The organism is Sedimentibacter hydroxybenzoicus DSM 7310 (assembly GCF_013403245.1).
GTDB classification, from domain to species: Bacteria; Bacillota; Clostridia; order Tissierellales; family Sedimentibacteraceae; genus Sedimentibacter; species Sedimentibacter hydroxybenzoicus.
This window is the reverse complement of the sequence record NZ_JACBNQ010000004.1, coordinates 169,055-195,064: the sequence shown is the minus strand read 5'-3', so window position 1 is coordinate 195,064 and position 26,010 is coordinate 169,055. Positions and strand designations below refer to the sequence as shown.

Annotated in this window: 22 protein-coding genes; 3 read left to right on the top strand and 19 right to left on the bottom strand. The window is 37.2% G+C overall.

What is annotated here, in order from left to right; translation table 11 throughout:
• Positions 1 to 124: 124 nt before the first annotated feature.
• The 10 genes from HZF24_RS06725 to HZF24_RS06680 all read right to left on the bottom strand — a co-directional run bounded on the left by HZF24_RS06725 (position 125) and on the right by HZF24_RS06680 (position 11,512).
• Positions 125 to 673: a rubrerythrin family protein gene (locus HZF24_RS06725; RefSeq protein WP_179237522.1), complete on the bottom strand. Its 549-nt coding sequence runs from the start codon at positions 671 to 673 to the stop codon at positions 125 to 127.
• A gap of 95 nt (positions 674 to 768) precedes the next feature.
• A complete protein-coding gene (locus HZF24_RS06720) occupies positions 769 to 1,557 on the bottom strand; it encodes a zinc dependent phospholipase C family protein (protein WP_179237521.1) in 789 nt (262 codons plus the stop codon).
• Positions 1,558 to 1,582: 25 nt separating this feature from the next.
• A complete protein-coding gene (locus HZF24_RS06715) occupies positions 1,583 to 2,233 on the bottom strand; it encodes a hypothetical protein (RefSeq protein ID WP_179237520.1) in 651 nt (216 codons plus the stop codon).
• 98 nt (positions 2,234 to 2,331) lie between these two features.
• Positions 2,332 to 4,275, bottom strand: a complete 1,944-nt coding sequence (locus HZF24_RS06710; RefSeq protein ID WP_179237519.1) for an aconitate hydratase — start codon at positions 4,273 to 4,275, stop codon at positions 2,332 to 2,334.
• Between the two features lie 10 nt (positions 4,276 to 4,285).
• Positions 4,286 to 4,558, bottom strand: a complete 273-nt coding sequence (locus HZF24_RS06705) for an isocitrate/isopropylmalate family dehydrogenase (protein WP_322790727.1) — start codon at positions 4,556 to 4,558, stop codon at positions 4,286 to 4,288.
• 8 nt (positions 4,559 to 4,566) lie between these two features.
• Positions 4,567 to 5,136, bottom strand: a complete 570-nt coding sequence (locus HZF24_RS06700) for an indolepyruvate oxidoreductase subunit beta (protein ID WP_179237517.1) — start codon at positions 5,134 to 5,136, stop codon at positions 4,567 to 4,569.
• Complete coding sequence (iorA, locus tag HZF24_RS06695; protein WP_179237516.1) at positions 5,136 to 6,920, bottom strand: indolepyruvate ferredoxin oxidoreductase subunit alpha; 1,785 nt, start codon at positions 6,918 to 6,920, stop codon at positions 5,136 to 5,138. Before iorA ends, HZF24_RS06700 begins: the two co-directional genes overlap by 1 nt.
• 21 nt (positions 6,921 to 6,941) lie before the next feature.
• On the bottom strand, positions 6,942 to 7,853 hold the full coding sequence (locus HZF24_RS06690) for a hydroxymethylglutaryl-CoA lyase (protein ID WP_179237515.1): 912 nt from the start codon (positions 7,851 to 7,853) through the stop codon (positions 6,942 to 6,944).
• 164 nt (positions 7,854 to 8,017) lie between these two features.
• Complete coding sequence (locus tag HZF24_RS06685; RefSeq protein ID WP_179237514.1) at positions 8,018 to 9,886, bottom strand: sigma 54-interacting transcriptional regulator; 1,869 nt, start codon at positions 9,884 to 9,886, stop codon at positions 8,018 to 8,020.
• Positions 9,887 to 10,051: 165 nt separating this feature from the next.
• The gene (locus tag HZF24_RS06680; RefSeq protein ID WP_179237513.1) at positions 10,052 to 11,512 is read right to left on the bottom strand and encodes an SLC13 family permease; all 1,461 of its coding nucleotides are present in this window, start codon (positions 11,510 to 11,512) and stop codon (positions 10,052 to 10,054) included.
• A gap of 289 nt (positions 11,513 to 11,801) precedes the next feature.
• Here HZF24_RS06680 and HZF24_RS06675 point away from each other — a divergent pair, with 289 nt between their 5' ends.
• On the top strand, positions 11,802 to 13,001 hold the full coding sequence (locus tag HZF24_RS06675; protein ID WP_179237512.1) for a CaiB/BaiF CoA transferase family protein: 1,200 nt from the start codon (positions 11,802 to 11,804) through the stop codon (positions 12,999 to 13,001).
• A 107-nt stretch (positions 13,002 to 13,108) separates the two neighbouring features.
• Here HZF24_RS06675 and HZF24_RS06670 read toward each other — a convergent pair whose 3' ends face one another.
• From HZF24_RS06670 to HZF24_RS06660, 3 genes are all read right to left on the bottom strand, one after another.
• Positions 13,109 to 13,570, bottom strand: coding sequence for a methylated-DNA--[protein]-cysteine S-methyltransferase (locus tag HZF24_RS06670; protein ID WP_179237511.1), 462 nt, complete (start codon positions 13,568 to 13,570; stop codon positions 13,109 to 13,111).
• Between the two features lie 69 nt (positions 13,571 to 13,639).
• Positions 13,640 to 14,548 carry a sensor histidine kinase gene (locus HZF24_RS06665; protein WP_179237510.1) on the bottom strand — a complete coding sequence of 303 codons (909 nt, stop codon included), beginning with the start codon at positions 14,546 to 14,548 and terminating at the stop codon, positions 13,640 to 13,642.
• A 140-nt stretch (positions 14,549 to 14,688) separates the two neighbouring features.
• Entirely contained in the window at positions 14,689 to 15,543 is an 855-nt protein-coding gene (locus HZF24_RS06660) for a 2-oxo acid dehydrogenase subunit E2 (RefSeq protein WP_179237509.1), read from the bottom strand.
• Between the two features lie 320 nt (positions 15,544 to 15,863).
• Between HZF24_RS06660 and HZF24_RS19220 the strand changes: the two genes are divergently transcribed.
• Positions 15,864 to 17,249: an exosporium glycoprotein BclB-related protein gene (locus HZF24_RS19220; RefSeq protein WP_179237508.1), complete on the top strand. Its 1,386-nt coding sequence runs from the start codon at positions 15,864 to 15,866 to the stop codon at positions 17,247 to 17,249.
• Between the two features lie 90 nt (positions 17,250 to 17,339).
• Here the strand turns inward: HZF24_RS19220 and HZF24_RS06650 are convergent, their stop codons facing one another.
• The gene (locus HZF24_RS06650) at positions 17,340 to 18,365 is read right to left on the bottom strand and encodes a stalk domain-containing protein (RefSeq protein ID WP_179237507.1); all 1,026 of its coding nucleotides are present in this window, start codon (positions 18,363 to 18,365) and stop codon (positions 17,340 to 17,342) included.
• A gap of 197 nt (positions 18,366 to 18,562) precedes the next feature.
• Between HZF24_RS06650 and HZF24_RS06645 the strand changes: the two genes are divergently transcribed.
• Positions 18,563 to 19,123 carry a bifunctional transcriptional activator/DNA repair enzyme AdaA gene (locus HZF24_RS06645; RefSeq protein WP_179237506.1) on the top strand — a complete coding sequence of 187 codons (561 nt, stop codon included), beginning with the start codon at positions 18,563 to 18,565 and terminating at the stop codon, positions 19,121 to 19,123.
• A gap of 73 nt (positions 19,124 to 19,196) precedes the next feature.
• Here the strand turns inward: HZF24_RS06645 and HZF24_RS06640 are convergent, their stop codons facing one another.
• The 5 genes from HZF24_RS06640 to HZF24_RS06620 all read right to left on the bottom strand — a co-directional run bounded on the left by HZF24_RS06640 (position 19,197) and on the right by HZF24_RS06620 (position 26,005).
• Complete coding sequence (locus tag HZF24_RS06640; protein WP_179237505.1) at positions 19,197 to 19,727, bottom strand: 2'-5' RNA ligase family protein; 531 nt, start codon at positions 19,725 to 19,727, stop codon at positions 19,197 to 19,199.
• 111 nt (positions 19,728 to 19,838) lie between these two features.
• On the bottom strand, positions 19,839 to 20,864 hold the full coding sequence (locus tag HZF24_RS06635; RefSeq protein ID WP_179237504.1) for a glycoside hydrolase family 5 protein: 1,026 nt from the start codon (positions 20,862 to 20,864) through the stop codon (positions 19,839 to 19,841).
• Between the two features lie 119 nt (positions 20,865 to 20,983).
• On the bottom strand, positions 20,984 to 22,849 hold the full coding sequence (locus HZF24_RS06630) for a hypothetical protein (RefSeq protein WP_179237503.1): 1,866 nt from the start codon (positions 22,847 to 22,849) through the stop codon (positions 20,984 to 20,986).
• Position 22,850: 1 nt separating this feature from the next.
• On the bottom strand, positions 22,851 to 24,914 hold the full coding sequence (locus HZF24_RS06625) for a glycosyltransferase family 2 protein (protein ID WP_179237502.1): 2,064 nt from the start codon (positions 24,912 to 24,914) through the stop codon (positions 22,851 to 22,853).
• Positions 24,911 to 26,005, bottom strand: coding sequence for a bifunctional glycosyltransferase family 2/GtrA family protein (locus HZF24_RS06620; RefSeq protein WP_179237501.1), 1,095 nt, complete (start codon positions 26,003 to 26,005; stop codon positions 24,911 to 24,913). The genes HZF24_RS06625 and HZF24_RS06620 overlap by 4 nt, the downstream gene beginning before the upstream one ends.
• Positions 26,006 to 26,010 lie beyond the last annotated feature (5 nt).

The following is a 26,010-nucleotide window of genomic DNA, read 5'->3' as shown; positions in this document are numbered from 1 at the left end:
CTGTTGGTTTTCCAACTGTTTCTCTGTTAAGTTTTCGTAATTTTTGTTACTTGCTGCTGACTTTGTCAGCAGTCTGAGCGAGCCATTTGGCTCGCTCTTCTTGATGACAGCCGATTGACCCGCCTTAATAATTTTCACAGTTCAACTCATAGAAGCCTTGTGGATAAAAGCAGATAGGGCAAACCTCGGGAGCACATTCACTCCATACCAGATTACCGCATTTTAGGCAAACCCATACAGTACTTACCTGCTTGCAAAATACCTGATTATTTATAATATTATCAGCCAATGCGTTAAATCTGTAATAATGATGCCTTTCTATTGCGGCAACTCCCTCAAACATATTTGCTATGTCGGTATATCCTTCCTCTCTTGCTACACGTCCGTATTCTAAATACAAGTCTGTTCCTTCAAAATTTTCTTCCTCTGCTGCTCTCTGTAAATTTGTAAGAGTATCAGGTATGTCTCCCATCAAAAACCTTGACCAAATTACAGCGTGCTCCATCTCGTTTCCGGCAGTAATCCCGAAAATATTGCCTATCTGCTGATAATCTTCAGCTCTGGCGTTTTCTTCATAAATTCTATAGCTTGTGCTAAAGGTCAATTCTCTTTGTAGCGCATCCTGCAAATTCCGATATGTCTGACTATTTATAAATTCATTATTATTAACCATATGTTCACACCCTCTACATAATAAGTATTGTATATTATATTATGTAATACTTAAAATTAGGTGTGAAAATCAAAAATTAATGCGTCTAAAAAAAGCTATCCGAAATTTCTGTTGAAATATGAATTAACATTGTTCTTGGTATTTAAACTATTATAGTATTCATGTATTGATTCAATTGCCTTAACCGTCGCTTTTTTATACAAATCGCAAAGATTTTTATTTAATTCAATACACTCTACATTTGACTCATAATTCATTATTAGGCCTCTCATCTTTTTATAATTGCCTGACAACTTTAAGCCGCTAAAAATTATATATCGTTTTAATATGGACGGTGCAACAAGCAAATTTAAATTAAATTTCATTGACTTTAACGACCGTAATATATTTTCACTTGAAATACCCTCAAAAAAGCTTGAAATTATCCCGGCACTGTACTCACTTGGAATTATATGAGAAACCGGTCTGAAAGAAACAGGCTTCTTGTTATGCTTAAGCATGATAAACCTGTCAAATTCCGTTTCAATTTCACCGTGTGTCAGCTTATCACTTTCAACTAACCTGATATAAGGATGACAGTGGCTGTCTAACATAAAATGACATATAAATCCCATAATATACGAGCATGAAGCGTTAAAATCATCGCTGTTTATTATTACATTTCTCGCATTTTCAAAAAATATATTTGCCGGCTGCTCATGTAAATAGTGTCCCATCCTGCTTATGGGATTGGGTTTTAACGGTTTATGATAAAATAAAATATCCGGACCGTGTAGTCCGGTATTATATAAATCTATATTTTCATTAATTATATTTTTTATTTCATCGTTTAAATTTTTTAATACCTTTTGCCCAAAGGTATAGTGTGCATAAGTTGTAGGCATAAAAACTCCCGTTTATTAATGCTTATTAAGCATTCTTCTTTTCTTTCCTTGCTATAGCCAGCAATAAACCGAGGGCAATCGATAAAAATGCTGAAACCAATACTCTCAACTCCTTAGGGAGCATAAAAACAAAAGTATGTGCCGGTATCCAGAATAATGTACACATTTTAACCCAACTGAATTCAACCAGCGCATGCCAATCAACCTTGTCTACCAAGCTGCTTAATTTAATATTTTTCTTTTTCTCATATATTGCATCAATATATAAATCTGTAAATCTATGGAATGCCATCATCATTGGTCCGAAGGTTAAATTCATAAATGCACTTCCAAAAAACGCCTGTGCCAATTTTGTACCTTCAAGCGGAAGCATGTTAAGCTTTTGAGCTGTGCCTATCCCTTCCATAACTACAGTAAACACTAATGAAACCATCATACCGATAAATCCCCAGACAGCTGCTCTCGCTATAACTCCTTTAGGTATAATGTACTTACCTTTTGCCAATCTCGTTCCTAACAAATCACCCATCGATGCAAGTATTCCAAATTTTATAAAACCACTGATATACGGATGTGCTCCTGAAAATTCCATAAATATTTCTCTGCTGAACGGTATCACTAAAATGAACACCCATACAGATAATGCCGCTAACCATAAAAAGTCACCTTTTTTCATACGTTCTCCTCATATTTAAACTTAAAATTAAATATGTCCAGCAATTCACTGAACATATTTATTATACTTAATTATTAACTAAAAATCAATTGTATACTTTAATGCTTAAGCTTATTCTTTAAATAATTCAACGCTCCGCCCTGCTTTAAAACATTTAAATCGTATGCCGATACCTCCAACAAGGTTGTGAACTTAAAATTCTTGTTCGGAACCTTAACAAGAACTTCTCCGACCTCCGCCTGCTCAAACACATTTTCAATAACAAATGTATCATTCATATCAATTTTATCGTAATCATCTTTATTCTTAAATATAAGCGGAAGAATGCCGTAATTAATTAAATTCTCCTTGTGTATTCTCGCAAATGATTTTGCAAACACCACTTCTGTTCCAAAAAACATGGGAAGCATAGCAGCATGTTCCCGGCTTGAACCCTGTCCGTAATTTTCACCGCCTATTATAACCGAATTCTTAAGCTTTTTAATTCTTTCAACAAATGTGGGGTCTGTATAACAGAATGTATATTCTGCAAACATCGGTATGTTTGCAATATATTTTAATATATTGGAGCCGCCCGGTATAATATCATCGGTAGTTACATTGTCTCCTAATTTTATAACAGAAACCGCTTCTATTTTATCACGAAGAGGTCCCCTCATAGGAAGCTCACTTATATTTTCGCCCTTAACAACCTTTACTTCCTTATAATCAGTTACATCTTCAGGCTTAATAATGGAGCTGTCATCAACCTTATATGTTACCGGTTCCTTGCAATCAGCCAAAATACTTAAATCCATAATATCTCTCGGGTCTGTAATATGTCCTGTTACCGCTGTAGCCGCTGCTGTCTCCGGACTTGCTAAATATACCGAAGCACTTTGGCACCCGCTTCTGCCGGGGAAATTACGATTTGAAGTTCTGACTGAAATTCCATTGGCACAAGGCACCTGACCTATACCAATACACGGTCCGCATGCACATTCTAATATTCTTGCTCCTGATTCTACCAGATCTGCTAACACTCCATCCTTTATCAAGGTTTCCAATACTTGTTTTGAACCGGGCGCAACCGTTAAATCAATGTCCTTGTGTACCTTGCGTCCCTTCAATATTTTTGACGCCTTCAATATATCCGAATAGGATGCATTAGTACAGCTTCCTATAAATACTGAATTTGGTTTCACGTCTTGTACTTCTTTAGCATTAGCTACCAAATCGGGCATGTGCGGCTTGGCAATCAATGGTTCTAAAGTGCTTAAATCAATTTCAATCACTCTGTCATATTGGGCATTTTCATCAGCCGACAGCTCAACCCAATCATTTTCTCTATCCTGAGCTTTTAAAAACTGCTTCGTAACATCATCGCTTGGAAATACTCCCGTGGTGGCCCCCATCTCAATTGACATGTTGGCTAAAGTAGCTCTTTCGGGAACCGAAAGCGTTTTAACGCCTTCTCCGGTGAATTCAATAATTGATCCTATTCCGCCTTTAACCGTCAATATTCTAAGCGCTTCCAGCGCAATATCCTTAGCGGCAACACCTGAATCCAAATTTCCGCTGAGCTTTATATTGATAACCTTTGGTGTAGTCATCCTGAAGCCTTCTCCAAGCATACTTTTTGCAACGGTAAGTCCTCCGCTTCCGATTGCAATCATGCCTAACGCACCTGATGTAGGAGTGTGACTGTCAGCTCCCAGCATTATTTTGCCCGGCTTTGCGAATCTTTGACAATGAAGGAAGTGACATATGCCGTTTCCCGGTTTAGAAAAATAAATTCCGTACCTTTCTGCGGCAGTTTTTAAATATAAATGGTCATCTGCATTTTCAGAAGATACAACCAATGTGTTGTGATCACAATAAAATACGGACACTTCGGTTTTTACTTTGTCGGCACCTACACTTTCCAGAACCTGAGCTGCCATTATTCCGGTCAGGTCATGACCGAGTGTTTGGTCAACCATGACGGTTATCTGTTCACCGGGTAGCATATTTCCTTCAAGTAAATGGCTTTTTAAAATTTTATTCGTTATGCTTAATCCCATTGTATCCTCCTCATTTTGTTATTCTTTCCACGGTAAGCTCACCCATTTCTTTTGTAGTGACCTTTGTATTCCCCGGCATAAATATATCACCTGTACGATAACCGTCATGAAGCACCTTGTTTATTGCCCTGTCAATTGCAGCTGCTTCTTCATGCAGGTTAAGACCAATTCTCAACATCATTTCTACGGCAGCGAATGAAGCCAACGGATTTGCTATACCCATACCTGCTATATCCGGCGCTGTGCCGTGAATCGGCTCATATAACGTCCGGAAACGTCCGATTAAAAATCTTACACTAAATTCATTCCCGCTTTTAACGCTTTAATGTTCACGTCCACCAATTTTTCTTTTAAATTATCCTTTAATATTTTTTCCCAGTCTATTTCTTCAAGACCCATAGCCTTTATAATCGTACCGAGAAGTATCATATTCATTACCTTTTGATTCCCTAATTTTTCTGCTTCTGCCGCAGCATCTATTACAATTGTATTTGCTTTTTCCTGAAGTACTTTTAATGCATTTTGAGGATAGTCTGCCTTTCCGGATAGTATGGGCATTGAATTGATTTCAAAATCATTTACCACCACTTTTCCTTCTGTTTTAATGTAATTCAAATATCTCAATGCTTCCATTTTTTCAAATGATACTAATATGTCGGCACTTCCAAGCTCTATTACGGGTGATTCTACTTTTTCTCCGTATCTTACCTGTGATGATACCGAACCTCCTCTTTGACTCATGCCGTGTATTTCGCTCATCTTTACGTCGTATCCTGCTTCCATCAGTCCCGTCGTTAAAAGCTTGCTCGCTAATATTGTTCCTTGTCCGCCTACTCCGACTAATAAAATACTCTTTGTCATTATGCTTCCACCTTTCCTATCGCTTTTGTAGGACATACCTGTGAGCATACCGAGCATCCTACACATGCGTTATAATCTATCGTCGACTTCTTTGTTTCTTTATCAAATGATATCGCAGGACATCCCGTTCTTATACAAGCTCTGCAGCCTATACATTTTTCTTTGTCCACGCTGTATTTGTCCGTAAATAAATTCTTGAACTCTTCCTTGTCTTCCGGAGAAAACTTCTTTAATACGCATGGCCATCTCGTTATTATTACTGACGGCTCGTCCAGGCTTAAAGCCCACTCGATGGAATTTTTAACTGCCTTTAAATCATTTGGATTGATTACAACCACATTTTTGAATCCTAAAGCCCTAACTACTGCTTCTATATTTAATTCTTCTGTTTTTTCCCCCTGTAATGTATAACCCGAGCCGGGATTTTCCTGATGCCCTGTCATACCTGTTATACGGTTGTCCAATATTACGTTAACTGTATTGCTTTTATTATAAGCTACGTTTATAAGTGAATTTATACCTGTGTGGAAAAATGTTGAGTCTCCTAAGCATGACACTACTCTCATTTTGTTGTTTTCTGCCTTGTTGAATACTTTTTGAGCGCCGTGTCCCACGCTGATGCTTGCACCCATACATATATTCTGATCTGTACAATTGTATGGTTCTGCAAATGCTAATGAGTAGCATCCTATGTCTCCGGATACTAATACGTTTTTCTTCTTTCCAAGCTCATAATAGAATCCTCTGTGAGGGCAGCCTGCACATAGTGTAGGGGGTCTGTTTACTACTTCTTTTTCATCGTATTGTACTGTCGGAAGTGTTTCTCCGAATACTGACTTTCTTATAACTTCAGGCAGCATTTCGCCGTACGGTGGGAATACATCCTTTCCAAAGCATTTTAAGCCTAATATTTTTACTTGTTCTTCGATATATGGGTCATTCTCTTCTATTACGTATACTTTTTCTACTTTTGAACAGAATTCTCTGATTTTTTCTGTCGGAAGGGGCTGCGAGAACCCTATTTTTAAATATGAAGCTGAATTTCCGAACACTTCTTTTGCATAACTGTAGCATACTCCCGAAGCAATAACACCAATCTTTTTATCATTCCATTCAAAAAAGTTTAATTCGGTTGTGTTGGAAAATTCTAATAGTTTCTTTTGTCTTTCTTCTACTTTTACTCTAAGCTTTCTTGCTATTGCAGGTACTGTTACGTATTTGTTAATATCCTTTTTGTATGGTATTATTTCTTTTTCTTCTCTGTCATTGCATTCTACTATTGCTTTTGAATGACATACTCTTGTTGTTGTTCTTAATAAAACAGGTGTATCGTATTTTTCGCTTAATTCAAATGCAAGCTTAGTCATATCTTTTGATTCTTGCGCATCTGCCGGCTCTAACATAGGAATTTTAGCTGATTTTGCATAGTTACGGTTGTCCTGTTCGTTTTGGGATGAATGTTGTCCGGGTTCATCGGCAGTTACTAATACCAATCCCCCGTATACTCCTGTATATGCCACTGTAAACAATGGATCTGCGGCTACGTTTACTCCCACGTGCTTCATTGCAGCCAAGCTTCTTCCGCCTGCCATGGATGCTCCGATTACCGCTTCTAATGCAACCTTTTCATTGTTAGCCCACTCTGCTATTATATCTTCTTTATACGTTGCTACATTTTCTAATATTTCGGTGCTTGGTGTTCCGGGATACGCTGATGCATACACTACTCCCGCTTCATAAGCACCACGGGCTATTGCCTCGTTCCCTGTCAATAATTTTTTCATAGATTCTTATATCCTTTCATATTATGAGTTTATTTTGTTTATATCCAATATCTTGCTGTTATACTTTCCTTTTATATTCTCTGATAAAAACAGTGAAGCCTCTTTCATTTCTCCCATGTCTATTCCTGTTTTTACTCCCATTCTTTCAAACATAGTTATAACATCTTCAGAAGAAATGTTGCCTGCGGCACCCGGAATAAACGGACATCCTCCCAATCCTCCCAATGCTGCGTCAAATTTATATATACCTTCCTGATATGCAGCATAAGTATTGGCAATACCCAATCCCCTAGTATCATGAATATGTGCCGACAATTTATCTATGTCAACGTATTCTTTTATCCTTCTTAGTACAGCGCTTGTGTGGTCCGGAGTGGATAATCCTGCAGAATCAGCCAAACCAATTATTTTAACTCCCATATGCAGGCTTTTTTCTATAATTTTTATTACATTGTCTATATCAATTTTATCTCCAAAAGGACTTCCAAACACGCATGCAAATGCGAGACGAACTTCAAAATCCTCCGGAGAATTGTCTATAATATCTTCAAGAGCAGCAAAGCTTTCGTCAATCGTTCTTCTTACATTTCTTTTATTATGCTCTTCGCTGGCACTCATTACGAAATCAACAGTCTTAATTCCTGAAGCGTAAGCATTTTCCGCTCCTTTTTTATTCGGAACCAGAGCAGTTAATTTTACGTGCTTATCTTTTTCTGATACCATACCAATCACTCTTCTTGCCAGCTCTGAAGCATCCCTTGTCTGAGGAACCGCTTTAGGGTTCACGAAAGAAGTTACTTCAATTTCAGGTGCCCCCATATCAACTATTTTTTCTATAATCTGAAATTTCATATCCGTTTCTATGAATTCAAGGTTCTGCCACCCGTCTCTCGGGGCTGTTTCGCGTATTATTACTTTATTTACTGCTTCCATTATTACCTCCAAATTATTTCATGACAATAATATGTTAGCAATTTATATGCCAACTTAAAATGAAACAAATTTAGGTTAATTTCATATTTTCTTATTTTGTAAATTTGTTAAAAGCAATGTCCGTGTTTAAAATAGTTAACGTTAGTTGACGCATATTAAGCCTTTCAATTATTGTTTATCTTTTTCCAAAGCGCAGTCCTGCTTATCCCTAAAATATTTGATATTTCATTTTTAGAAATACCTTTATTGATCAGGGATTCTATAACCAATTCTTCTACAGTTTTATTCAGCTCTTTCAAATCAATTTTTAAATCATCTGTCAAAAAGTCAATTTCATCATTAGATTCATTTAAGAATTCAAAATTCATTTTATCCTTTAAAAGAGCATATCTTTCCGCAACGTTTCTTAACTCCCTTATATTACCTTTCCATTGATATTCCTTTAATTTAACAGCTAATTCCTCAGATATAGGCAACTCGTAAGAATTAAATTCCTTTAAAAAGATTTCAAACAACGGTATTATATCGTCTTGCCTTTCTTTTAAGGTCGGTATTTTTATTTCTAAAACATTGAGACGGTAAAATAAATCTCGCCTGAATTCTCCTTTTTCGACCATATTTATAAGCTTTTCATTGCTTGCAACAATTATACGGACGTCCAAAGGTATTACGTAGTCAGAACCCAACCTCATCACTTCCTTTTCCTCAATTATTCTCAGAAACTTCGATTGAATTTCTAACGGCAGACTGTTTATTTCGTCTAAAAAAATAGTTCCTTTGTGGGCAAGCTCAAATAAACCTTGTTTTCCGCCCTTCCTTGCGCCTGTAAAAGCGCCCTCCACATATCCAAACAATTCACTTTCCAATAAGCTTTCCGACAATGCACCGCAGTTTACTGCCACAAAAGGCGCATTTTTTCGTTCACTGTAATTATGAATGCTTTGAGCAAACATTTCTTTACCGGTTCCGCTTTCACCGTAAATCAATATTGTACTGTCAGCTCTCGCAAATTCCTTGGTATTTTCAATTACTTCCTTCATTTTTTTATTTTTTGTAAAAATATTTTCGAATGTATATTTTGAACTTAAGCCTTTCGGATTTAGTTTATACCTTAAATCTTCTTCTAATTTTTGTATTTCGGTTAAATCCTGCATTGTACAAACGATGCCTAGTTTATTGCCTTCAATATTAACAGTAACCGTATTTACGTTCAGTATGAACTTACCTTTTTTTAATATATGATTTTCAATTTTTTTACCATTAAGTGACTCAATAACAAATTTAAGCTCAGGTATCACCTCAGATAATTTTTTATCAATAAATTGCTTTGTTACATCAGGGAAAAATTTAAGGATGTTGTTGTTATAATGTTCAACAATACCCTCTTGATTAATAAACAAAATTCCCTCATTGACATTATCCAGGACTGTTGATAAAAGCTGAAGATGCTTATTATCTCTAAAAATGAGATCCATAATTTCCTGAGCTCTTAAATACGTCGCAGCAATTGTTGCCTCGCTGTTATCTATTTCAACGTACTTCATTCCAAGCTTATCCGCCCTTGAACATGTGAAAGTTCCGCCCAATATTACCGGTTCTTTGTATTTTTCAAATATATTAAAAATGACCTCATCAATTTCATGTCTGTGTTCAAATTTTATCAATTCTAAATCAGCATTTAAAATATCTTTCCATCTTTCTATTTCAAATACTATGTTCGAAGTTAAAATCAATATCACCTTGTCGCCTAATTTACGGGCATGATTTATGGAATTCAATATATCTTCTGTATTATAATTCAGCTGTACAACAGGAACAGGGAGTTTGCTGTCTATCAAGTCATAATAAGTGCCGCCTCTTGCTATAATTAAATCTGCACCCTTTTTAATTAAATATTCAGCTTGCTGTACAATATTATCCTCATTTAGTAAGCTTACTATTAATCTTTTGTTTAATATTTCATCCTTTAGCGCTCTATAAGCATTATCACTTATTCTTTTGTTTGGAGCTATCAGCCCGATTGTTGCTTTCATAACACACCTTCTAAAATGTTTTTTTATCATATCTGAGCCAAGCGCAGCGCAAGCGAGCTTGCATTGCCGAGGGGATGGTATGATATATATAATATATCACATATTAAATAATAAAAAGAAGTGGGGGTTTTTTTTCCACTTCTTAATATATATTTATTGATTATATCAGAACAGTGTTGTTAACGGTGCAGCTATAAAATACATAACAATAGGGAATAACAATATAGAAATTATTTTAACAACAAATCCACCTTTGATCATATCCTTGATATCGATGTATCCGGACCCGAATGCGATTGCATTTGTAGGCGTTCCTGTAGGAAGCATATATGCAAAGCTTGCTGATAATGTAACTGTCATCATTAACAGCATAGGATTTATGTTTAGCTGCAATGCTATACCATAAATTGCCGGTAAGAAGGCACTTGCCACAACAAAATTTGAACATGCTTCTGTAATGAACGAAACTAATATAGCTATTACGAAAATTATTGCAATTTCCGGCAATGCTTCCAGGAAGCCCAATCCTGATGCAATCCATTTTGCAATACCTGCTTTAGAGAATATATCTCCTAAAGTTAACGCACCGCCCAGCAACAAGAAAGTTGACCAGGATATTTCTCTTATAGCAGTTTTAGAATCCATTAAAAATATACCTTTTTTAAAATCTACAGGTACGAAGAACAGTATAACTCCAATCAACACTGCAAAGCCTTCGTCTGTTAACAATGGAAAGAGCTTTGAAAGCTGAGCTCTGAACATAAATCCACCTATAGCAAGTATCAAATAAACCGTTGTAAATTTTTCTGCTTTGCTCATAGGTCCAAGTGCTTTAAGCTCATTTCCTATAATCGATGTATCCCCCAACGATATTTGTCCTACTTTAAAAATTTTATTTAAGGCAAATACACTTATGGGTATCAATAACACTACGAATGGTACTCCGACTTTCATCCACTCAAAAAATGTTATGTCTATTCCAGCTAACTCTCTCATCAGACCTACACCCGAAACATTAGTACCGGAACCAATCATAGTGCCTAATCCTCCTATGGATGCAGCAAAAGGTATAGACAAACCCAAGGCTTTAGCAAATCCGCTCTCACCTGTAAAACCTAATTGTCTCAACAATGCCACTCCTATAGGAAGCATCATTGCGGTAGCAGTAACATTTGACATAAACATAGATACAAAACCTGTCGCTAAAGCAAACCCAAATATAATCATCGTTGCTTTATCACCCATTTTATAAACTATATTTAAGGCAATTCTTTTGTGCAAATTCCATTTTTCTATAACTGCTGCCAATAAAAATACACCTATACTTAACATAACTACCGGAGATGAATAATTAGAATAAACATTAATTCCCGCTTCTGTAGTCTTTGTTCCTGCTAATCCCAATAACGGAGAGAACGCTATCGGCAATAATGCCGTTACCCATATCGGCACAGGCTCCGTTATCCACCACGTAATCATCAATGCGGTCAAGGCTAAAGCCGTTTGTCCTACATCATCTAAACCCTTAATTTCAGGCAGCATTAATATAACCGCAGCTAATGCTAAGCCTAAGAACAATCCAACTTTTTTAGTATTGGAATATTCCTGTTTTTTTGTTTGTTCCATAATAATGATTCCTCCAAATTTTAAAAAATTATTTTATGAATTTAGCAAATATTATGCAATTAATATGCCAAGTTTAAGTTTGTTGTTTTTTGAACATTCTTTATTTATATTCAAAATTATGCTATGTAAAATGTTTATTTTATTTAACGCAGGTTAACATTAAGTTGCTTTCATTTTTGCTGCTTTAATCTAAAAATTTTAATTTTGCAGTAATATTAATATCATAATTAGTTGGCACACAAATTGCAATTAACTATTCTGATAAAAGTATTATTATAGGAGAACTAATATGAACAAACAATTATTAGAAGGAATCAGAGTGTTAGACTTCACACAATTTTTAGCAGGACCATACTGTTCAATGTTTTTGGCGGATATGGGTGCTGAAGTAATAAAAATTGAAAATTTACAGGGTAATGGTGATTTCGTCAGAACGGCACGTCCCAAGGAAAAAAGCACAAACAGAAGTATGTACTTCGGAAACTTAAACAGAAACAAAAAAAGTGTATGTCTTGATTTAAAAACAAAGGAAGGGAAAGAGCTTTTTTCTGAATTGGTTAAATCAGCGGATGTATTAGTAGAAAATAATCGTCCCGGTGTAATGGCAAAATTAGGTTTCAATTATGAAGTTTGTAAGAAATTAAATCCTGAACTTATTTATGCTTCTATTTCCGGCTTTGGTCAATATGGTCCATTAACGGAAAGACCGGGATACGATTTAATTGCACAGGCAATGGGCGGTTCAATGAGCATTACCGGATGGCCGGGAAGTGAGCCAACACGTGCAGGTATGGCAATTGGTGATTTATTTGCGGGTCTGAATGCATGCATTGGAATATTGGCTACATTGTATAAAAGAAAAGAAACAGGATTAGGACAAAATATAGACGTTGCTTTAGTGGACAGCATAGTTTCCGGATTGGAAGCTAAATTGATGCAATATGTATACGAAGATCATATTCCCGAAAAAACAGGAAACAAATACATCGCTTCGGCTCCGTATGATTCCTTCTCTGCAAAGGACACAGAATACGTTATAGCAAGCGGAACTGACAAACATTTTGCTAATCTTACCGCATGCATGGGAATGCCTGAATTGGCGCAGGATCAAAGATTTGTTAACACAGAATTAAGAAAAGCAAATGCGGATGAGTTAAAATCTATTATAAATAATTGGGGCAGCGATAAAACAGCAAAAGAATGTGTTGATATCATTTTAGGTGCAGGCGTTCCTGCCGGACCTATTTATAATATGAAGGATGTTTATGAAGATGAGCATTTAAATGCAAGAGAAATGTTTGTAAAAGTAAAGCACCCTGAAGCAGGAGAGCTTACAGTTATAGGCAATCCAATTAAAATGAATGAATACCCCGTTCAATATAAAAAAGCAGCTCCTGATTTAGGCGAGGATGATGACGAAATATTTGAATCTTTAGGGTTTTCCAAAGAAAAATTAGAAGAATTCAGACAAAAAGGCGCATTAAAATAAATAAAAGATAAAGCTCATCCTGAAAGGTGAAGAAAAGCGGCTAATCCAAACATAAGTTATGGTTGGCCGCCTGAACTTAAACGAAACAGGCGGGCTTTTTCAGCAATCTAATGCTTTTCTATCGATAGAAGTACTTCTTTAATATGTAAACCGCTTGCGTAACCTATCAAGTTTCCGTTTGATCCCACCACTCTATGACAAGGTACTACAATCATAATAGGATTTTTGTTGTTTGCTCCTCCAACAGCCCGGGATCCGCTGGGGTTTCCTACCCTCTCGGCAATCTGCTTATAGCTTCTTGTTTCCCCGTAGGGAATTTCGCATAATGCCTTCCATACCTTATTCTGAAAGTCTGTTCCGCTTAGCTTGAGAGGAAGATTAAATTCTCTTCTTTCACCGTCAAAATATTCATATAACTGTTCCGAAGCATTTTTAATCAATTTTGTTTCACAAATATTATAGTCACCGTTATACTCTTCTTCAGCTGTTTCAATATTGGTTATTTCAGTTCCATTGTCCATTATCGCAAGCTTACCGATCTTTGTATCATAAAAAAATACATTTTTCATGATTTTCTCCTGTGTTAAGATTATTTTTATTACACTATTTTATTACAAAACACACTAAGAATCAATATGTCAACTAATATTAAAAATATCAGAAAATTCTATATGTACCAGCTGGTTAATCGTGTCATAATCAATAACCTTTACATCATCATTTTTGTACAGGCTATGAATTGTATCCTTATTACCAAGAGGAATTTTAACAGAAAAAGTACTTCCTTCATTTAATTTGCTTTCTGCGCTGACCTTGCCTCCATGAAGTTCTATTATCGCCTTAGCCAATTTAAGACCTATGCCGCTTCCTTCGGAACCTCTTGATAGTGATTTGTCAACTTGTCCAAATCTATGAAATATTTTTTCCAAATATTTCGTATCAATTCCAATACCATTGTCTTCAATTTTTATTTCTATATTAGTTTTATAATCCGTAAATTCAACCAATATAGTTCCTCCCTGTTTTGAAAATTTCACAGCGTTGGATATAATATTCAGTATTGATTTTCCAAACAATTCAGAATCAATTATAACATATTTTTCTTCTACATTTGTATCAAATAAAATATTAAGCCCCATTTCCTTTATTCTGGGGGCTATTTTTTGAACCACATATTCTACAACCTCTACAATGTTAACACGCTCAAGATTTAATTTGTATTCGCCGGCTTCTATTGCTGTTAAATCCAAAATGTGATTGATATACTTTGTTAACCTGAAACAGTTATTTTTAATGGAATTCACGTAATTCGTCAAATTATCATCGCTTATATTACGGGCAGAAAGTTCAATCATCTGTGCTGCACCGTATATTATATTTAAAGGCGTTTTTAATTCATGAGAACAATTAATTAATAACTCATCATTTATGCTAATGTTTTTTTCAATGATATCTTCTTCACTTATTTCTTTAAACAAATCTTCTACAATTTCGTTTCCTTTTAATTGCATTGGAATAATAATGCCATTTCTTTTCTTTGTTGCCATACAGTTAACCCCCTTTACTTTTTAGTTGGTATAATTCATTATATACCCAAAGTTTTAAGGCTTAATTAAAGAAAATTTAAAAATTGAGGCCAGACACACAAATCAATCATTTAATGCTTGTGTCCTGCCTCAATTTCAGATTAAACAATACATTTAATTTTCATATTTTCCTCATCAGCTGATTCGAGCAAATGAGGATTTTCAAAATACTTCTCTAAAAGCTTGAACGATCTGGCAAAATATACGCCATCACAAATTCTTTCGTCTAAAGTATAACCGATTTGACAGCATTTTTTTACAACCACCTGATCATTAACGACCATAGGAAGCTTTACTGTTTTCCCCAAGGCAACAAAAATTCCCGTTGTTCCAAAATCGTAAAGGTGGTGATATATATAATTAGTATCTATCGATTTTAAATATGTGAAAAACATACTTGTGTGAAACGGACTTGCCTTAATTACACTTTCAGGCAATAAATTTAATTGATCCATACTCTTTATAATTTTAACTAATAATTTTTTCACTATTCCGGGCATTGACATAACCATTGCCGCAAGCCTGTCTGTATCAGTATTGCTTTTATAAGACTTTGCTTCAGTTATAATTCTATCTATAATTTCAGCTATTTCAAATAGATTTTCTTTACCGGTAAATTCAAATTTTACGGTTGTTTCTTCGCCTTCATCGCGCAAAGACCGCTTGATAGCCATTGAAACACAAATATTGTTTCGCTCGTATATTTGACTGTTCATAATAAATCGATTTAATTGAGGTCTCTTTGCTATTAGTCTTACATATGCCGCTATAAAAATATGCAAATAACTTAACTTATATCCTTGTTCCTTTTTCTCTAGGATATAGCGATCAATGGAATCGGCACAAACGACCTGCTTAGAAAAATTCTGTGCATCGCTGCGCTTCTCCATGATATAAGGGATGATTCTTATAAATGGATCCAATGATTTTACTAATTTTCCGTCACATCGTTTCATAATGCCTCCTATGGAAAACACATCTCAAAGCATTATAGCATAATTATTAATTAAAATCTCTGCTTTTTTAATCAATTTGTTAAACTTTTTTCGCAGCTGTCTTTACTATTATTTAATATTATTTTAAGCAGATCACCCAAATATTTCGTTTAGGTGCCGGCCGTTTATATTGTAAGTGTCTGATTAAATATTTATTGTGTAATAATTTCAATTTTTTTGTAGAAACATGTCACATCTTCTTTGCTTGTACATAGAATACTAAAGGGAATAAATTTAATATGTCCCGTTAGCATAAAATTAATATAAGGTAGTGATTAATAATGTATTACAATAATATGCCAAGACAGTACAATTCATGCACAGGAACAAAACGTTACAGAGATCAGGACTATCCATTTTCAAACAATATAAGTATAAATTGCGAACAGGAAAGATGTGGATGCTCACAGCCTGAGAGATATCCGTGCCCACCTACTCCACCATATCCTCCTACACCATGCTGTTGTCCGGGACCTCGTGGTCCGCAGGGACCTCAAGGACCTCAAGGACCGGCTGGACTTCAAGGACCGATAGGACCTCAGGGACCCGAGGGAGCAACAGGACCACAGGGGCCTCCGGGAGCAACCGGACCTCAGGGACCAATTGGACCTCAAGGACCTATTGGACCGGCTGGACCTCCGGGAGCAACCGGCGCAACCGGACCTCAGGGACCGGCTGGACCGGCTGGACCTGAAGGACCTCAGGGACCTGAGGGACCTCCGGGAGCAACTGGTGCAACCGGACCTCAAGGACCGGCGGGACCGGCGGGAGCTACAGGTGCTACAGGTGCTACAGGACCGGCTGGACCTCAGGGACCGGCCGGACCGGCTGGACCCGAAGGACCGGCGGGAGCAATTGGACCTCAGGGACCTCAAGGACCGGCTGGACCGGCTGGAGCTCAAGGACCGGCAGGACCGGCGGGACCGGAAGGACCGGCGGGAGCAATCGGACCTCAGGGACCGATAGGACCGGCTGGACCGGCGGGACCACAAGGACCTCAGGGACCTCCGGGACCGGCAGGAGCTACAGGTGCCACGGGTGCTACAGGCGCTACAGGACCTGAAGGACCTGAAGGACCGGCAGGAGCTACAGGTGCCACAGGTGCCACGGGTGCTACAGGTGCTACAGGACCTGAAGGACCGGCTGGACCTCCGGGTGAAGGAGCAATTATTCCGTTTGCATCAGGTACACCTGTTGCTTTGACTACCGTACTCGGAGGATTGCTTAATACTTCAAGTGCGGTTGGATTCGGATTGAATCTCCCGGGCATCTCAGCTGCATCCGGAACAATCGACCTAACAGGTCTGACAAACTTAGCGTTCTCGATGCCAAGGGATGGTGTTATTACCTCCTTAGCAGCATATTTAAGCATCAGTGCAGGTCTGAGTTTGATTGGCTCAACCGCAACGGTAACCGCTCAGTTGTTCCAATCTGCTACTCCTAACGATACATTCGTTGCTGTGCCGGGCGCAGTTGTCACATTGGCACCACCTCTGACAGGATTAATTTCCGTCGGCGATATAAGCAGCGGTATCACAACCGGTTTGAACATTCCTGTTACTGCAGGAACCAGATTACTGCTGGTATTCTCCGCAGAAATCACAGATGGTCTCGATATAGCAGCAGCTATCGCAGGCTACGCAAGCGCTGGTCTGGGAATTTCTTAAGAGGTTTTTTAAGAGATCCTTACAATTATAGCATAACAAAAACAGGACGTCTGTTCACACAGGCGTCCCGTATTTTTTGCTAAAATATTGTTATTCTACTACTACATAGCCAACAACTGTATCAATTGAAATCTGATTTAACTCTCCATCCCAAAGAACACCAAAATCAAACACTTCGCCTACATCTCTAAGTTTGAAGTAATTATTTCCTCCAATTGTATATGCCTGAAGTGCAATTTCTTCTCCATCTATGTAGATTGTTGACTGATTAACTATTGCTTGTACAGATTCGGTTCCTTCTGATACCGCAAATTCTCCTCCAACAGGTGTATATGCTTCGCCGGAAACAAGGTTAATAGCATTTTTCTCTCCATCCCATGTAACTTCGAATTGTTTATCTGAACCGGTTACAGCCATAGCCAAATCTCTCAGTTTAAAATAATTGTATCCGTCGATGTTATATGCTTCAAAAGAAACATTCTTTCCGTCTACAACAACATCAGATGCCGTAGGTACAGCCGTTGCTTCCTGAGCCGGCGTTTCAACAACAGCTTCAGGAGTTTCGGTAGTTTCTTCAGCAGTTTCTTCAACGGTAGTTTCAGTAGCTTCAGCAGGTGTTTCAGTAGCTTCTTCTGCTTCTACAAACACAAAATAAATGCTATTAAAAACATTTATTACTTCTCCGTCTGCATCCCTAACAGAAAAATCAAAAACAAATACGTTGTCCTCAAAAACTTCTTCGAAATCTACATACAATGACGGTCTGTATGCAACCTTGCCATCTTCTAATTCATAAAAAAGATCACCTATTTGCTCATAGAATGTTCCGGGAGCTGAAGCTATCATTGATGCATCTTCATTAGTTGTTTGTATTTCAAAGAAAGTATATGTGCCTAAGCTGTCCTTAACAGGTTTTTCTACAGCAACTGCCCTGATAACTTCTCCGTCTACCTCTACTTCTCTTATATCAATAAAGTTAGGTACAACAATTTTATAACCGCTGTCTGCATCTACTAAATCGATTGTCTCTGTCTGAGCCGCATAGACCGGAACCATCATAAGTCCCAAAATTAACATAGTTGATAATAAAAGTTTGTGTAATGATTTAATGTACATATTATTTCCTCCAATTCAAGTATGTCCAATATCATAGCATAATGATACATTTTTTGCAATATATTGTAAAAATATTTTAAGATATTTTCTAGCCTGTTCAGACTTAAAATTGAACATCCTAAATTGAGAAGAAAAACTTTGTACACATATGCTATAATATACTAAATCCCTAAGAAACAGAAGAAGGAGATAAGAAAATGACACAGGAAGAAATGTGGAAAGCAGTATCAGAAAATGATGCGTCCTACGACGGTATTTTTTTCTATGCAGTCAAATCCACCGGAATCTATTGCCGGCCTTCATGTAAATCCAAAAATCCTAAACGTGAAAATGTAAGCTTTTTTAATACGGCAGAACAGGCTATAGCCGCAGGATTCAGTCCATGCAAGAGGTGCAGAAGCGATCTTTCAGAATATCAGCCGATTAAAGAAATTGCAGAAAAAGTAAAGAAATTACTGGATGAGTCTTTCCGTGGAGACGATGAAATAAATAAAGAACTACAGCAACTGGGCCTGTCTCATCGACGAATGGTTCAAATCTTTAAGGATGAATACGGCATCACAGTATATGAATATATAAAAAAATTGAGACTAAAAGAAGCAAAGCGACTGCTTTCTGAAACTAATGATAAAATAATTGATATAGCATATGCCATAGGTTTTGAAGGTTTATCATCCTTTTATCGCTTTTTCAAGATTAATACAGGATTATCCCCTGCGGCATACAGAAGTGAATATGGTAATAAATACAATAGTTAAGAAACCGCAAGAAACAAGAATCGATGTATATCACGATGCATTGAATCAGTATATTGACGAGCATTAATTCTCTTTATTGCAGTTCAAACACACCAACATCTTCGCTTGTATCGGAAGATGTTATTTTTAGTTTTGTAAGTTCTGCTGTAAATGGCAGAAAGTTTTTCCAAAGAATTGAAAACAGCCTTTCCTCCTGTCCCGGCTCAACAGAAGCAATTGTCATATGAGGAGTCCATTTTTGTTGCTTAAGCGAATATAAACACCCTTTGTCCGCACAAAGGTTATCGTATTTCTCACGTATGCCTGAATGCAGATCCAGTAAGCTATAGCTGGAACTAGGCGCTAAAAAGCAAAATGGGGCATCTGAAAAAAAACCGAAATGATTAAAATAGACATTGAATTTTTTATGCTGTTCTGCCACATTACTAACCCACTTAAGCAGCCTCTCTTCGTCAAGTTCTGTATAGATACCAAATGTTATATGAGGTTCATATATATCAGTAGAAATACCTTCTGATTTCAATTTTTCTTTGATTAATAACACCTCTTGGTTAGCTTGACTGTCGAATGTGCCCATCACACATAGTGTCCGTAATTGATTCAAAATTTTTATCCTCCGTAAGGTATGTATTGTGTATTTTATGGAATATTGTATCACAATTATGTAAATAACTCAATGCGCAACTGATTATGTGCTCAAATTATTGTACAATCTCTATTCAGTTAATGCTTCCAACAAATCAGGAAACAGCCATTTACGTGTATATCGGTTATAAAGCGGAAAGGGCTTACCTTCCTCTTCACCCGGACCTGCATCCCACCAGATACAAGCAATTCCAAAATATTCTGCCTTTTTCCCGACATATCGTGCCCAAGTTGCGCGCTGTTGCTCATTTTTCTTATCCACCGCACTGAATTCGGTTATAATTACAGATACACCCTTGCTTATAAAAAATCGATTAAGATCCTCAAATATTTTATCAACCTCTTCGGTATCTGCAGGCTCTTCGTGATTAAATTCAGATGTACCTTGCATATTTAATGTAAAACTATATGGCGAATACAGATGTATTGAAGCAATTAATCTGTTTCCTTCAGGCATACGAAAATCCTTCAATGCTTCTTCATAAGGCTTTGCACAATAAGTAGGAAGGATAAGGTATCTATCTGCATTTTTTCCGCCGCTTTCACGAATTGTCTGCACAAAAATCTCATTTAATACATTGATGATTTCCCGCGACCGTGGAGTTCCCTCTCTCCATTCCTCTGTTTCTCCGATTAATCGCGGTTCATTCATGCTTTCAAACAAAAGGTTTTGGTCATATTCTTTAAATCGTTCGGCAATCTGGCTCCACAAAGCTTTCATTCTTTCGCGGGCTTTTGGCAAATATTCATCATCAGGGATATACCAATCGTCATGATGTGCATTTATAATCACATACATACCCGCTTCTAATCCGTAGTCCACAACCTGACATACACGTTCAAGCCAAATCGGGTCAATAATATCATTCTCATCCATATGCTCATACCATGTTACAGGAACCCGAAGCACATTAAAGCCTGCCAATTTTATATCCTCCAGCATTTCTTTTGTGGTAACAGGATTTCCCCAGTAGGTCTCAAAATCAGATGGGTCATTTGTTTCAAAGTGAAGGTCGTGTGTATCTAAGGTATTACCTAAATTAAATCCCTGTCCCAGTTGTTTTACAAAATTTCTTGTTTCTCTTTCTTGTTTCATAAGGTTCAATATCTCTATCCCTTGTAAGTTTTTAAGCGCAAATATTCCTGTTATAAATATAAAACAAAGAGCTAAGATGAAATTATAAAAATAAAATCTGTATTTATGTCTTTTCACTGCTATTTTTCCTCGCTCTCTTCAAAGATAAGTTCAACCTGTCCGTCCTTACTTTCAACCCTGTAAATACCTTCCTTCCCTGAAACACCGTAATGTTTACGAAGCAGGTAACGCTCATTGGCATCTCCCTCCGCCACTATCAAGTAATCATAACCGCTCAGCAAATTATTCATATTATCTTCGTAGAAAAGGCAGATACCGTCAACATTAGGACAATATAGGTAGTATCTTCCTACATATTGCATATAAAAATTTGTAACCTGTGAATCTCTGTCCGGTGCATAAAAAAGATATCTTTTACTGTCTTCTTCACCATTTTTATACCACCTATCTCCTGTAATTGTACTGATTTTATAAGGCAGAGAGTTATCGTATGTACGTACAATAGATAAAATTCCATTGTATTCCGACAGCAGTAATGTAACGGCAATTGCCATACAAGCCAATACGCCCTTTTGATAACGATTCTTGCTTCCTACACTGCGAAATGCCTGTTCATCCGGTACCTGACCGATTCTGTAGTAAAATGAATTTTCAATATCCACTGCAGCGGTCATAACTAATCCCCCTGCAAACAGCACAACTATACTTGAAGCATAACGTTCGAATCCGGCTAACCACATTGCCTCGTCCAATGGCATCGAAAAAACATACAAGCCTAAAATACCCGCATAATAAAGAATCAGTACAACATCAAGAGCAATCAGCGCTTTCCACAGCTTCCATTTTTTCTTAAGCACAAGGAAATCAAAAATTATTGCTCCGGCAGCTGTAAGGTTGAAGACAAGTATTCCCATTGCAGGTCTTGTTGAGATATCAGTACTTGAGCGGATAAACAAATATGAAATTTCCTGTATTTGCTCAACTGTTTTTTCCTCCGGCATATTTTGAAAATCAAATTTGTTCTCAACATCACTGAATGCAGTTTTCATATGCCATGACCAACTCAAATACGGCAAAATTGCCACAAGCAATGTAATGAGAACAAGGAGTAATTTTCGGCCTCCTGATGTATAACTGTCGTGAATGAATACCATGTAAAACAGAAAAACAAGACCAATCACCGCAAAGATTATTCCTGTACTCTTTGTAATTGCCAACAGAGCCGCTATGGGTAAAGCACCGGTAAAAGCACGCTTATGGTCTCCGCTATACCGATATGCCACTGCAAAAATTGCTAATGTGTAAATTGGCAGCAAAAAATCCACTAATAAATTATTGATGCGAATTGTAATATTGAAAAAGGAAAGTGAAGAACAACCCAATCCTAAAAATGCATACAGCAAAAATCTTTTTTTCTCGGTTATAATACCAAATATGGCATAAAAACAAGAAAAAATCAATATCCCCTGGGCTAAAATCATAACCTGCTGATAATTACCGGCAAAACGGCAGACGTAATATATGAAGGACGAAATGCCGAGAGGGTAATTTTTAAAGTCGATAAGATTGGAGCTTGAGGCAGGAAAAGCGTCAGTACTAAGCATCTGCTTTACTACAATTGCCCAATGAGAAAAATTATCGTAATGAGTCAATTCACTTCTAAGCAGGAGTGAAAAGAAAAACAAATTTCCTGCTAACCAAAAAAATCCGAATAAAGAAAGCTGAATCCTGAAATGTGACTCATTACGCAATCTCTTTGCCAAAAGAATGCCAAATGCAATCAGCCCTCCCACCATAACTGTAACGGAACCTGCAAAGAGTATTCCTGCTAAACCACAGAAATATACAATACACGCAACGGATGAAAAGACAAACACAGGCACAAACTCCTGTCTTATCCCGGTTATTTTTTGAGTCAGAAGCATATAGCCAAGGAAAGAGCATATTAACAGAATTGTTGAAAAAAATGCAAGTATAGCCGTCATTTCAATTCCCTCCTGTCACTTTTCTCGTATGATTTACAGGTTTATTTCGTACTAAACGCACCCTGTTTTCTATATTGCGAAATATATCATCATAGACAGTTACCCAAGGGTCAATTTGCTTTGGCAGAGAATGGAGACGGTCATATATAATCTGCATGTATTGGCGTTTATCCGTTTCATCTACAGGTTTAACAACGGCAGAATAACGCCAACCATCACCTTCTTTTCTTATATATACTACAGAGCCTTCAAGCCGTGCTTCATATCGGCAGGTTTGAATAGTCAGATTAATACCTGATTTCTCCGGCAAATCTATTGGAGACGGAACGTAGAACGATAGTCCGTGATCAGATACATCTATTGTCACTGCTTTATATTCTTTGTCCTTATACTTAACATATACTGTCTCCGATGCCTGAATGCGTTCAGATGCACGGTAAGAACGGCGACCGAGCATAAAGAACAGGGCATAGAACAGCGCTACAATATTATATGCAAGCCAAAAAATAATAATGCTGCCATAAAAAAGTGCCCAGCCGTATTTACCATACGCAAAGCGGATAATAGCCATAATAGAGAGCACTAATAAAAAAATATGCGGAATAGCATACCAGAAATTATAAAATTTGTCCTTTGATGATAGTTTACTTTTATTTGTGACTTTAAACTTCCTCTCATGTATATGGAGCGTTTCAAGCAGCACCGGAATAATCAGATAAGGCATAAAAATTGTATCCACGACCTGACTCCACCGCTGTGTCCTGATGTTACCGGAAAGATAGCGCATTGCCGTGCTGTAAAAGAAATAAGACGGCAGCCAAAAAATAACTATATCCCAAAATCCTGTATTTACAATTTGAAAATCAAATAGCGCAAATAAAATGGGCGACAAAATAAAAATCATCCGGTTAAAAAAAGACCACCAATACAGAAAACTGTTTAAATATGTAATTCTTGCAGGTAGAGAAAGCTTTTTGGAAAAGATGGCACGGGTATTCTGCAAGCTTTGCAAAACGCCTCTTGCCCACCTGACTCTTTGCTTAATCATGCCTGAAACAGTTGTGGTAGTAAGACCGGCTGCCTGAACTTCATCTGTTGCATACGTAATATATCCTGCCTGTTGCATACGTATACTCGTCTCAAAATCTTCAGTGATGGTTCTCAAAGGAAAACCGTTAATATCCTCCATTGCTTTTCGAGAAATCACTGTGTTGCTGCCGGTGTAAGCCACTGCGTTGGATGTGTTACGAAGAATGTTAATTTCTCTTGAAAAGAAATCCTGCTCGTTAGGTATACTTCGTTCCGCAAAAAGATTAAACTGAAACAGGTCCGGATTATAAAAACTCTGAGGAGTCTGCACCAACCCCAGTTTCCAACCGTCATCTTTCTCATTCTTTCTGCGAAGCAGCCATACATCATCCTCCTTCTGACGTGGACATTCCTCCTTACCACAAAGACTTTCTGTGAAAAGGAGGTGTGTCCCCCTTCCTTTAAATTCTGAAAGCAGGAAGTAAGGAACAGTCTTCATCAAAAATGTATGCTGAGGAATCATATCTGCATCAAAGGTAGCAATCAGAGGGGATGACGTTTTAGACAAAGCATTGTTTAAGTTGCCGGATTTGGCATGTTTGTTATCAGCAAGACCCAGGTATCCTATTCCAAACTGTTTTGCAAGCTCTGCCACTTCGGGACGGCTGCTGTCGTCACAGAGATAAATATGTACCTTTTGCTTATCCGGATAATCCATGAAGGTACAAGCATTAACTGTTTTGTATAATAAGTCAACCGACTCATTGTGAGTGGCAATAAAAACATCCACATCAGGATAATATTCTGATGGAATAACCGGACATTCCAAATATCCTCTTTTCTTTTTTATTTTTTGAATAAAAAGCTCAAATGTTGTCAATACAGTCACCGTTTCAGCCACAATCAGCAGGATTCCAAAAATCATGTTCAAAACACCCTGACCGAAAGGCAATGTAAAAAAGAGTCTCCACAAAAGGTATACAGTCATAAGAATTATGGTAAGTATTAAGAAAACACTTCTTTGCTTTTCGTTCATTGCGGTTCATCTCCCATATATTTGAAAACCCATCTTTGCTGTACTTGATAGCTTAGGAAATACAATAAAGTATCACAGATAACTTTTCCGATTTTTTCATTGATTCCAAAGCCTTTGTAAAGCACGTAGACACCTGTCGTTGAAAATATAATAATCACAGCACACAACATCAAGTAACGAATCAAGCTTCGTCCGCCTGCACTCTTCTCTCTGAACACAAAGTTTCGATTCAACAGGTAATTTACCCCTGTCGAAATAACTCTCGCAACAAATGTTGCCATTAAAATTTTCAGATATTCCGATTTAAAATATACGTGAAGAAAATCCAAAAGAAGCCACGCAATTCCAAGATCAACTGCTGCACTAACAATAGATGAAACAGAAAACCGGAGAAAATCAGAGAGAATTGTTCCGACAACTCTAATGCTGTCAAGAATAGGTTTAAAGTGAGTCCTTTCATTAGAATCTATATAAATTACCTGAATCGGAATCATCGTAATAGAAATTCCGGCTTGCACACAGGCAATAAGCATTTTCATCTCATATTCAAACCTTTCTCCTTTTACATCAATCATAAATTCAAGCAGCGGTATACCGAATGCCCTGAGCCCTGTTTGAGTATCGGAAATATACCTCCCGTATAATAAGGCGAACACAAAGGAAACAAACCTGTTTCCCAGCAAGGACTTGACAGGTATTCCGGGCATACTAAAATCGCGAACACCCAAGCTTAATGTGTCAGGATTCTTTTTTGATGTTTCCAAAATTCTCAAAACATCCTTAACTGCATGTTGTCCGTCCGAATCTGCCGTTACAACACAGCTAAACCAATCATAATTTTCTTGTATATACTTAAATCCGGTCTTTAGTGCACAACCCTTTCCATAATTCTCCGAATGGTGCAATACTACACAGCCAATAGTAATAAGCTCGCAAAAAATAGGTTGATAATCTTCTCCGGAACCATCATCAATAATAATAACATCCGTAAGACCATGTTCCTTTAACTCATTCACATATGCTAAAAGTTTTCTGTCGGGCTCAAGGGATGGAATAAGAATAATGGCTTTTTCATTGTTATGATTCTTCATATTAT